Below are 11,514 nucleotides of genomic sequence, written 5' to 3' on the forward strand. Positions count from 1 at the left end.
CTAATTTTTTTTATTTTTTTATTAAATTTTAATCACATTTGATAAGATTTATATTATAATAGTATAAGTGAAAGAGTAACTTCTTTTCATATGTGTTTTCGTAGAAGTAATAGATTGTATTAGATAGTAAATAATAACGATAAAGGCAAGGATAAGATAAATATGAAATTAACTTTTTTTGAAAAACTAGAACAGTATAGAAATAGTTCTAAAGAAGTATATATTAATAATATATATCAGAATGAAAATTTAACATATAAAAATTTAATAGAGTATTCGGATAAACTTGCGTTTTATCTAGAAGAAAAACTAAGGGAAGATAAAAACCCTATAGTAGTCTATGGACATAAACATCCGTTTATGTTAGTGTACTTTTTAGCGTGTGTAAAATCGGGAAGAGCATTCTGTCCAGTAGATATAAACACACCTAAAGACAGAGTGGAAGAAATAGTAGAAACAGTAGAATCAAAACTAGTACTTGTCACAGAAAAAATAGAACTGACTAGAGAAATGCTAGATGTAGAATCTGCTAAAGAAATACTATCAACTGTTCAAGGTTCAATATCAAAAGAACACTATGTAAAAGATAAAGACCTATTTTACATAATATTCACATCAGGAAGTACAGGAAAGCCAAAAGGTGTGTGTATTACATATAACAACTTGAATAATTTCTTACATTGGTATACAGGATATTATGATGAAAAAGAAGAACTAGTATTTTTAGGACATCCACCATTCTCATTTGATCTATCGGTAATGTCATTATGGCCAAGTATGTACTTAGGGGCATCTTTAGTACAAATAGATAAAAAACATCAAGAAAACTTCAAATTAATGTTTGAGGAATTAAATAAATCAAATGCTACAATATGGATTTCAACACCGTCATTTATAGAAATGTGCTTTATAGATAAAAACTTCAACCAAAGTTTAATGCCAAAAGTAAAACAATTTGTATTTTGTGGAGAAAAACTTTTTAGTACTACTGTAGCTAAAATCCATGAAAATTTTGGAGATGCTCAAGTAATAAATACATATGGACCAACAGAATCGACAGTAATGGTGACATGGGTAGAAATAACGAAAGAATTAAATGCGAAATACTATGAGAACCTACCAGTAGGAGAAGTGAAATGGGGTACTAAAGTACATTTAGCTGATCCTGATGAAGAAGGTAAAGGTGAGATAGTAATTACAGGAAATACTGTCGCAAAAGGTTATTTCAAAAATGATGCTATAACAAATGAAAAATTTGGCTTAGGAGAAGTAGACGGAAAAGAAGAAAGAAGTTATCTTACTGGAGACTTAGGATATTTCAAAGATGGCATGTTGTTTTGTGAAGGGCGCATAGACTTCCAAGTGAAACTTCACGGGCATAGAATCGAACTTGAAGATATAGACAACAATCTACTAAAAAATAAAAAAATACGACAAGCGGCGACAGTTCCAAGTTATGAAGAAGGAAAAGTAAAATCACTAGTATCATTTGTAATATACAATCAAGAGATTGAAAAACGCTTCGAAGTAACAAAACGGATAAAACAAGAGCTTAAGAAATTAGTACCGGAATATATGATACCTAAGAAGATTGTCTTTTTAGATGAGATGCCATTAAATAATAATGGTAAAATAGATAAGAAGAAGTTAAAGGAGTTAGTATAAGATGAGCTACTTTGAAGGAATAGAATTCTTCTTTTTCTTAGCTATAGCACTAATTATAGGATTTATAATAAACTATTTTGGTAAAAGAATCGAGTATTATATCTTAATGTTGTCGATAATTTTTGCCGTAGTAATATATGGAAAAAGCACGATAATGTTAGCGTACCTAATAGGTTTTATCCTATATGAATACATATTGGTATTAATAGCACAAAAAACAGAAAATAAAAAATCCTTAAAAATACTAGTGATATTATCAATATTACCATTAGTAATAAATAAAATATTTGCGGTAACGCATTTACATTTATTAGCTTTTATTGGAATATCATATATGTCATTTAAAACGATACAAATTATGATAGAAATATCAGATGGTTTAATAAAAGAAAAAATCAGTGCTGTAGAATATGTACAATTCTTATTATTCTTCCCAACAGTAAGCTCAGGTCCGATAGATAGAAGTAGAAGATTCATGAGTGATATAAAAGAAAAGATGCCGAGAGCCGAGTACTTAGAACTAGCGGGAGAAGGAATATACAGGTTAATATTGGGATTATTATACAAAGTAGTATTCTCAACATTGAGTTATCATTATCTAGTTGGTTTAACAAACCATGGAGTCTTTATGTATTCGATAAAATACATGTATCTCTATACACTATATCTATTTTTTGACTTTGCAGGATACAGTTTAATGGCGGTAGGAAGTAGTAATATTTTAGGAATAAAAACACCTATGAACTTCGATAAACCATTTTTAAGTATAGACATAAAAGACTTCTGGAATAGATGGCACATAACACTATCGACATGGTTAAGAGACTTCGTATTCTCAAGAATCTTTATGGAAGCAACAAAGAAGAAAAGATTTAAGAAGAGACTAAATACAGCGATGTATGCGTATATGGTAAACATGGTACTTATGGGATTCTGGCATGGACTAACTATAAGTTATATAGTCTATGGATTCTATCACGGTTTATTAATGGCGGGATTTGAATACTATCAGAAGAAAAGTAAATTTTACAAGAAGAATAAAAATGAAACATGGTATAAAGTACTTAGTTGGTTCATAACGATAAATCTAGTAATAATAGGTTTATATATCTTTTCAGGAGAACCATATAAACTAATAAGCCATGTACTAAAAAAATAATATAGAGTTAGGAGAACAAACATGATAAAAGAACAAGTATTGGATATGTTAGAAGAAATCTGTGAAGATGAAGTTGTAAGAGAAGATTTAGATATAAATATGAAAGAAGAAGGACTAATGGACTCATTAGCTTTCGTAGAAATGTTAGTGAAAATTGAAGAAATATTTGGATTAAGTATAGCGCCAACAGAAGTAACATATGAAGAAATCGATACACCAAATAAAGTAATTGCATATATAGAAAATAGGAAGTAGAGATGATAAGATTAAAAGCATTTTTAATATCAATAGTATTGGTATTAATTACACTTGTAATTTTAAATAAGACGTATATAAAAAAGATAGAAGACTATTATAAAGTAAATGATAATAGTGTCAGATATAGTACTGCTTTTGAGAAATATAAGAGTAAGGATATAATCCTTGAGAATATTACTCCTAAAACATTAGTATTATTAGGTTCATCAGAATTAACTACAACAATTAATGAAGAATATCATCCAAAGAAAATCTTTAACTATGATGATTTTAATATTATGCAGATTGGGGTAGGTAATTCTCAAAACATTATACATGCGGCAACGATTGGAGCTATAGGAAATGATGTTAGAAATAATGAAATTGTCATGATTCAATCAATTCAGTGGTTCGATAATAAAAATGGTATATTAAAAGATGCATTTTTATCAAGAATTTCTAGTGAACATGTTTATAACACTATGGCTAATGATAAAATTAGTAAAGAAACAAAAGAAAAATTTATCAATAGAGTAATTGAACTTTCATCAACTAATAAAGTTCTTAATAAGAAATATAGAAGTTATAAAAAATATTTTGTACAGGAGCAAGGGAATTTTATCACAGGGGAATTTTTAAAACTGGATAATTACTTTTATAAACTGAAGAATAAGTATGAGTTTTTTAAAAATAAAGGTAGAGAAAATTATCCATTAAGTGGTGAAAAAACACCTGATTATGACTGGAAAGAGTTAGATGAAAAGGTAACTGAACAAGCCAAAGAAAGAACTAATAACAATGATTATCAAATTGACAATACATACTACGATAAGTATATTAAAACAAAATATGATCAATTGAAAAATAGTTCTAAAAATACAAAATATGATGAGTCTAAGGAATATGATGATTTAGATATACTTTTATCAATAGTAAAAGACTTGAATCTAAATATGAAATTCGCAATACTTCCTGCTAATGGTAAATGGAGTGATTATACAGGAATAGATAGTGAAAAAAGACAGGTTGCATATAATAACTTAAAAAAAATTGCTAAAAAGAATAATATAGAAGTAATGGATTATTCTAGTAAAGAATATGAGGAATATTATATGTACGATGCAATGCATTTAGGTTGGAGAGGATGGATTGATTTTGAAAGAGATCTTTACAAGCTTAAAAAATAGAATGAATGAAAATCAAAAATTGATGTTATGGATATTTTTCTTTTATATTATAATAATGGGAATAATAATATATTCATTCATTACTGATTTTTCTAATGTTCAAGAATATGTATACAGCGAATTTTAAGGTTAATAAACGGGTTGTTTTATGCAATCCGTTTTTATTTTATTTAGAAATGAATAATGAATTTAAATTCAAAAGTGAATATTTTAGTATCATTTATTATGAAAATAATATGTTAAAATTAATTTTTCAGAAAAATTACAGAAAATAACACTCAATTAATTGATTTTATATGAGAAATATTGTAGAATTATAGCTATAATAATAATTTAGAAGGAAAAAATTAATGAATAGAGATGCGTATTTTTATTTAGAGATGAAAGAGCATGAGTTAAAAGTTCCGTATACAGGGAAGAATCGTCGTATTAGAGTTCTTTTACCAAAAGGATATGCTCAAGATGAACATAAACATTATCCAGTAGTTTATATGAATGATGGTCAAAATGTTTTTTATAGTGGAGAATCTTTTAGTGGGCACTCATGGAAAGTAATTCCAGCGATAAAAAGAAACCCAGATATGCCCAAAATGATAATAGTTGGTATTGATAATGATAATGAAGGAAGAATGAATGAATATGCACCTTGGAAATTCTCAAGTTTACCTATATTAAATTTCGGTTTAACATTAGGTGGATTAGGATCTGAGTATGCTGACTTTTTTGTAAATGTTGTTAAACCATTTATCGATAGTACATATCGTACAAAACCACAGCGTGAATACACAGCGATGATTGGTAGTTCTTTAGGAGCTAATATTTCACAATATATAGGATTAGAGCACAAAGATGTAGTAGGATGTCTAGGAGTATTTTCATCAGCAAACTGGTTAAATAAACCTGAATTTGATAGATATATATCAAAACATAAAGTTTCGGATCAAAGAGTATATATTGAAGTAGGAACAAATGAAGGTGACGATACAGATAAACAATTGGCAAATGGTAATTTAAAACAACTATATATAGATGCAAGTTTAGATTATTATAGACAACTAATTGATGCTGGTTTATCAACTAGTGAGCTTAAGTTAAATGTAGTAGCTAATGGTGAGCATAGCGAAGAATGTTGGGCTAAATATTTACCGGAATGTTTAAGGTTTATTAGTGAAAACTGGTAAGAGTATTTTATAGAAAATGGAGGTTATTTAATTTGAATATAGAGAATTTAAGTCATTATAGTGGAAATTTAGGAAGAGAAATGGTTCTTAATAGATATGGACATGCAGGATTACCTATCGTTGTATTTCCATCATCTGGGGGAACACACAATGAGTATTATGATTTTGGTATGATACATGCTTGTGAAAGATTTATAAATGAAGGGAAAGTTCAATTTTTTACATTATCAAGTGTTGATAGTGAATCATGGTTATGCGATTGGAAAAATGGCCATGATAGAGCATTAGCACATACACAATATGAAAAGTATGTAATTGAAGAAGCTATACCATTTATTAAGCATAAAACAGGTTGGTTTGGTCAAATGATGGCTACAGGTTGTAGTATGGGAGGATATCACTCGTTTAATATCTTCTTACAACACCCGGATGTTTTTGGAAAAGTCATTGCTCTAAGTGGAGTTTATGATGCTAGATTTTTCGTAGGTGAGTATGGTAATGATGAGTTAATCTACAGAAATTCACCTAGTGATAATATTTGGAATCAAAATGATGGATGGTTTATAGATCACTACAGAAATGCAGATATTATAGTTTGTACTGGTTTAGGACCATGGGAACAAGATGGTCTACCATCATTTTACAGTTTGAAAAAAGCATTTGAAGAAAAAAATATTCCAGCATGGTTTGATGTATGGGGCGACGATGTTGCACACGACTGGCCTTGGTGGAGAATCCAAATGCCATACTTTTTAGATAAATTAAATTTATAATAATTAAGAAGAGGAGAAAGTATTTATGAATTACATAGTTATATCACCATATTACCCACACAATTTTCAAAAATTTTCAATTGAATTAAAAAATCAAGGAATTAATGTATTGGGAATTGGAGAAGAACCATACGAACAACTTGATCAAAGACTTAAAGAAGCTCTTACTGAATATTTCAGAGTTAATAGTTTAGATGATGTTGATGAAGTTAAACGTGCAGTTGCATTTTTATATCATAAACATGGTCATATTGATCGAATTGAATCTCAAAATGAGCACTGGATGGAGCTTGATGCTGCTTTACGTACTCAGTTTAATGTATTTGGTTTAAAAGAACATGATCTTAAGAAAACAAAACACAAATCAGAGATGAAAAAATACTTTGAAAAAGCTGGAGTTCCTGTTGTACCAGGTTTCTTAGTGAAAAAAGAAGGAGACATCGAAAAAGGTGTGAAAAAATTAAAACTTCCATTAATTGCTAAGCCTGATAATGGAGTAGGAGCAGCGGCAACTTACAAACTTAAAGATAAGAAAGATGTAGAAAATTTCAAAAAAGAATGGGATGGAACTACGCACTACTTCTTAGAACCTTTCGTTGATAATTCTGACATCGTGACTTTTGATGGATTAGTTGATGCTAAAGGAAATATCGTATTTTATACAAGCATTGTATATTATCACACACCATTAGATTTATTGAATAACAATACTCTAGATTGGGTTTATTACATTGATAAAGATTTAGATCCGAAATTAGTAGAATACGGTAAGAATGCTGTTAAGGCATTTGGAATGAAAGAACGTTTCTTCCATATTGAATTCTTTAAAACTAAAGATGATTATATAGCAATAGAGTACAATAACCGTCCTGCAGGAGCGTTTGCTGTGGATGTTTATAACTTTGCACATTCAACAGATTATTTCAGAGTATATGCTGAGGTGGCTAATGGAACATTTAATGGATTAAATGTTGATGAAAAATATGGATTAGCGTCAACGAGACGTGACTATAAAGATTATGTTTATTCTGATGAAGAAATTAGAGAAAAATATCAAGATAAACTGAAAGCTGTTCTAAGAATGCCAGAAGCTTTCGCTGAACTTCAAGGAAACACGATGTATGTTCTTGTAGCTGATACTCTTGAAGAAATGAAAGAAATGGAAAGATTTGTAGGAAAGTTAAAGTAGAATAAAATATGTAACATAGAAATTAACTTAAAGTTGATTTCTATGTTTTTTGTATAATGAATCTATTAATATACATTAATACCCTTTATTTTTTAGAATAATGTGTAATAATACTTGAATTATAGTTAGAAGTATGTTAAGCTTTAACTGAAAAAACTTAAAAAGGAGAATAACATGAACATTTCTAGGGAACATTTAGAATTACTATCTCAAAATTTTAAAAATATTGATGAGACAACTAAGGAGATAATAAATTTAGAAGCAATATTAACATTGCCAAAAGGAACAGAACACTTTTTAAGTGATATACATGGAGAATACGAGGCCTTTGATCACATTTTGAGAAATGGTTCAGGTATTATTAAAGAAAAACTTAAAGAAGTGTTTGGAAACAGATTACCTAAAAAAGATTTGAATATACTGGCTACTGTAATTTATTACCCAGAAGAAAAATTAAATCTCTTAAGAAAAGAATTCGATGTGTGTGACTATAAAGAATTCCAAAAAATAATTCTTCTTCGTTTATTAGAGGTAACTCAGGTAGCTGCAAGAAAGTATACAAGATCTAAAGTAAGAAAAATTTTACCAAAAGATTTTAAGTATATTATTGAAGAATTGCTTTACAAAATGCAAAGTAGTGATAAAAATGACTACTATGATAGAATTCTAGAAAATATAATTGAATTAGGTGCAGGGGATAAGTTCATTATCGAATTATCATTAAGTATTCATAAGTTAATAATAGACCATTTACATATTGTAGGTGATATTTATGATAGAGGTCCATTTCCTGATAAAATAATGGATAGATTGCTGAATTATCATTCACTTGATATTCAATGGGGAAATCATGATATGCTATGGATAGGGGCTTATCTCGGAGATAGAATATCATTAGCAAACGTTATAAGAATATGTGCAAGATATGATAATTTGGACATTATAGAAGATAGATATGGAATTCCACTTAGAAACTTATTAAATTTTAGTGAAACATATTATAAAGATGATAATTGTAAAGAGTTTTTACCAAAACTATCTAAAAATGATGAGTTAAAATATAGTGAACATGAGATTATGCAAATAGCAAGAATGCATAAAGCTATGGCGATAATTCAATTTAAACTAGAAAAACAAATTATCGACAAACACCCAGAATTTAAATTGCAAAGACGAGCATTACTAGATAAGATAAACTTTAAAAAACAAACAGTAAAAATTAACGGTAAAGAATATCCATTAACTTCATGTAATTTCCCGACAGTAGATGAAAAAAATCCTTATCAATTAACAGAAGAAGAAGAGAAGATTATTAATAGATTAAAAGAATCATTTATAACGAGTGAAAAGTTGAAAAAACATGTTGAATTATTTATTAACAAAGGCGGTATGTATTGTTGCTATAATGGAAACCTGCTGTTACATGGTTGTATGCCAGTAGATGAGAAAGGTAACTTCCAGGAATTTTCTTTTGAAGGATATAAGTATTCTGGAAAAAGATTACTAGACTTTTTTGATAAGAAAATTCGCAGCATATTTTATTGTGATCGTAGAGAAGATAATGGCTTGTTCTTTTATCTTTGGCAAGGACAATTTTCTCCGTTATTTGGTAAATGTGATATGACAACTTTTGAGAGATATTTTATCGAGGATAAGACCACTCATGAGGAAGTAAAAAATGCTTATTACAAACTTAGAGATAATGAAGAGTTTTGTATTAAGTTATTAAATGAGTTTGGTTTAACTAGTGAGGGTCACATTATAAATGGACACACTCCAGTTAAGGAAACAAAAGGAGAAAATCCGATAAAAGCTAATGGTAGAACGATAGTTATCGATGGAGGAATGTCTAGGGCATATCATAAAACAACAGGGCACGGCGGATATACTTTAACTTATAACTCTTATGGTTTACAAATAATGAGTCATGATATATTCCAAAGTAAAGAAGAATCAATCAAAAATGAGACAGATATAATTTCAACTAAGAGAGTAGTAGACAAATTATGTAGAAAAAAAGTGATTGATACTGATAGTGGTGTTAAGATACTTAAACAAATTGAATTATTGAAAATTCTATTAGAGGAGTATAGACAAGGTACGATTTGTGAGAGATAAGTTAATTAAAAGGAGGTTCTAATCTCCTTTTAATTGTATTTATAAAAATAATCGAAAATATCTAAATAGAAGATTTTGGGACTTTCCTATTTTTAGTGAGGTATACTATGTATTTGATTGGAAATATTAAAAAAATAAAATTTTTTATTGACAATATAAGCAAATTATATTATACTAATTTTTAGTTAATTGAATATGTACCTCACAAAATAAGTGAGGTAGAGGTTGCGATTTTTATCAGTAGAGTAATTGAAAGTGTAGGGCTTGATGAGATTACTTGAAAGGAAACGTCGCCGAAATGATATTAATCCTATGTTAATATTGTTGGGCCTATATTGAACTAAGTATAGGACTGTCATAGTCGTGAGGCTATGTTGCGCTACTAATATCTTGTTTTGGAGAGATAATGTGAAGTATAACTCCGTGCAAATATGGTAGAAGTTATGCTTTTTTATTTTATCAAGGAGGTTTTTATTATGACAAACAACAGCAATAACAATAATGCAACAGAAGTAAAAAGAAATTTACGATCACGTCATATTAGTATGATTGCTATCGGTGGATGTATCGGTAGTGGGTTGTTCATGACAAGTGGTCAAGCAATTCAAAGTGCCGGACCTGGGGGAGCTATTGTAGCTTATCTATGTATCGGGCTTATGGTGTATTTCTTAATGACATCATTAGGAGAAATGGCAACATATCTTCCTACATCAGGGTCATTTAGTACATATGCAACACGTTATGTGGATCCTTCATTAGGATTTGCTTTAGGATGGAACTATTGGTTTAACTGGGTAATTACAGTAGCAGCTGACGTAGAGCTATCTGCATTAGCAATTAGTTATTGGGAGCCTATGCGAGTACTTCCTCACTGGGCTTGGAGCTTATTATTCCTAGTTATTATTATCGCTTTAAACTCACTTAGTGTTAAAGTTTATGGTGAAAGTGAATACTGGTTTGCACTTATTAAAGTAGTAGTAGTAATCATTTTCCTAGTAGTTGGATGTTTAACTATCTTCGGGATTTTAGGTGGAGAATACATTGGATTCAAAAACTTAACAATTGGTGATGCACCATTCGTTGGAGAAGATTCTTCATTATCAGGACAAATTCTTGCAACTCTTGGAGTATTCTTAATCGCTGGATATTCATTCCAAGGTACTGAGTTAATCGGTATTACAGCTGGAGAAAGTGAAAATCCAGAGAAAAGTATTCCAAAAGCAGTAAAACAAGTATTCTGGAGAATTTTAATTTTCTACGTACTAGCTATCTTAGTTATCGGATTATTAATTCCTTATACTTCACCAGATTTATTAGGTGCTGCAAGTGCAGAAGAAATTGCTAAATCACCATTTACAATCGTCTTCAAAAATGCAGGATTTGCTCTAGCGGCAAGTGTTATGAATGCAGTAATCTTAACATCAATTTTATCAGCTGGTAACTCAGGTATGTATGCCTCAACAAGAATGCTTTATGCAATGAGTAAAGAAAAACTTGCGTATCCAATTTTTGGACGTGTTACAAAATATGGAACACCGGTTATCTCATTAATCGCAACAGCTGTAGTAGTATTCTTAATCTTCTTAATCCAACTTACAAGTGCTAATGCGTATACTTATATCGTTGCGGCTAGTGGATTAACTGGATTTATCGCTTGGTTAGGTATTGCATTAAGTCACTACAGATTTAGAAGAGCTTATATTGCTCAAGGTAAAGATTTAAATGATCTTAAATATAGAGCAAAATGGTTCCCAGCGGGTCCAATTATCGCTTTAGTATTATGTATTATTGTTATTATCGGTCAAGATACAGAGCTTATTACTAAAGGTGTTGTAAATTGGAGCGGAATGTTAACAACATATATGGGAGTTCCGATTTTCTTATTCTTCTATCTATATCACAAAATTAGATATAAAACAAAAGTGATACCTTTAGATAAAGTAGATTTATCACAAGATGTAGATACTAAATAATAAATAAAAAAGTTCTAGTTCGTGTTGAACTA

At 29.6% G+C, this 11,514-nt stretch carries 9 protein-coding genes and 1 riboswitch; all 9 genes read left to right on the forward strand.

Annotation, left to right across the window (positions count from 1 at the left end; genetic code table 11):
- Positions 1–162 precede the first annotated feature (162 nt).
- Positions 163–1,665 carry a D-alanine--poly(phosphoribitol) ligase subunit DltA gene (gene dltA, locus ACWOA3_RS01105; protein WP_456883820.1) on the forward strand — a complete coding sequence of 501 codons (1,503 nt, stop codon included), beginning with the start codon at positions 163–165 and terminating at the stop codon, positions 1,663–1,665.
- Between the two features lies 1 nt (position 1,666).
- Positions 1,667–2,824, forward strand: coding sequence for a D-alanyl-lipoteichoic acid biosynthesis protein DltB (dltB, locus tag ACWOA3_RS01110; protein ID WP_442565894.1), 1,158 nt, complete (start codon positions 1,667–1,669; stop codon positions 2,822–2,824).
- Between the two features lie 21 nt (positions 2,825–2,845).
- Positions 2,846–3,079, forward strand: a complete 234-nt coding sequence (gene dltC / locus ACWOA3_RS01115; RefSeq protein ID WP_442565893.1) for a D-alanine--poly(phosphoribitol) ligase subunit DltC — start codon at positions 2,846–2,848, stop codon at positions 3,077–3,079.
- A gap of 2 nt (positions 3,080–3,081) precedes the next feature.
- Complete coding sequence (gene dltD / locus ACWOA3_RS01120; protein ID WP_442565892.1) at positions 3,082–4,248, forward strand: D-alanyl-lipoteichoic acid biosynthesis protein DltD; 1,167 nt, start codon at positions 3,082–3,084, stop codon at positions 4,246–4,248.
- A gap of 350 nt (positions 4,249–4,598) precedes the next feature.
- Positions 4,599–5,429, forward strand: coding sequence for an alpha/beta hydrolase (locus ACWOA3_RS01125; protein WP_003146474.1), 831 nt, complete (start codon positions 4,599–4,601; stop codon positions 5,427–5,429).
- Positions 5,430–5,461: 32 nt separating this feature from the next.
- Complete coding sequence (locus ACWOA3_RS01130; protein ID WP_048803431.1) at positions 5,462–6,202, forward strand: esterase family protein; 741 nt, start codon at positions 5,462–5,464, stop codon at positions 6,200–6,202.
- 25 nt (positions 6,203–6,227) lie between these two features.
- Positions 6,228–7,391 (forward strand): ATP-grasp domain-containing protein, encoded by a 1,164-nt coding sequence (locus tag ACWOA3_RS01135; protein ID WP_442565890.1) that lies wholly within the window; start codon positions 6,228–6,230, stop codon positions 7,389–7,391.
- 174 nt (positions 7,392–7,565) lie between these two features.
- Positions 7,566–9,509 (forward strand): fructose-bisphosphatase class III, encoded by a 1,944-nt coding sequence (locus ACWOA3_RS01140; protein WP_456883821.1) that lies wholly within the window; start codon positions 7,566–7,568, stop codon positions 9,507–9,509.
- A 211-nt stretch (positions 9,510–9,720) separates the two neighbouring features.
- Positions 9,721–9,899, forward strand: a riboswitch (Lysine riboswitch).
- Between the two features lie 86 nt (positions 9,900–9,985).
- Positions 9,986–11,482: an amino acid permease gene (locus ACWOA3_RS01145; RefSeq protein WP_003146466.1), complete on the forward strand. Its 1,497-nt coding sequence runs from the start codon at positions 9,986–9,988 to the stop codon at positions 11,480–11,482.
- Positions 11,483–11,514 lie beyond the last annotated feature (32 nt).

This window comes from Gemella taiwanensis, from assembly GCF_054054385.1.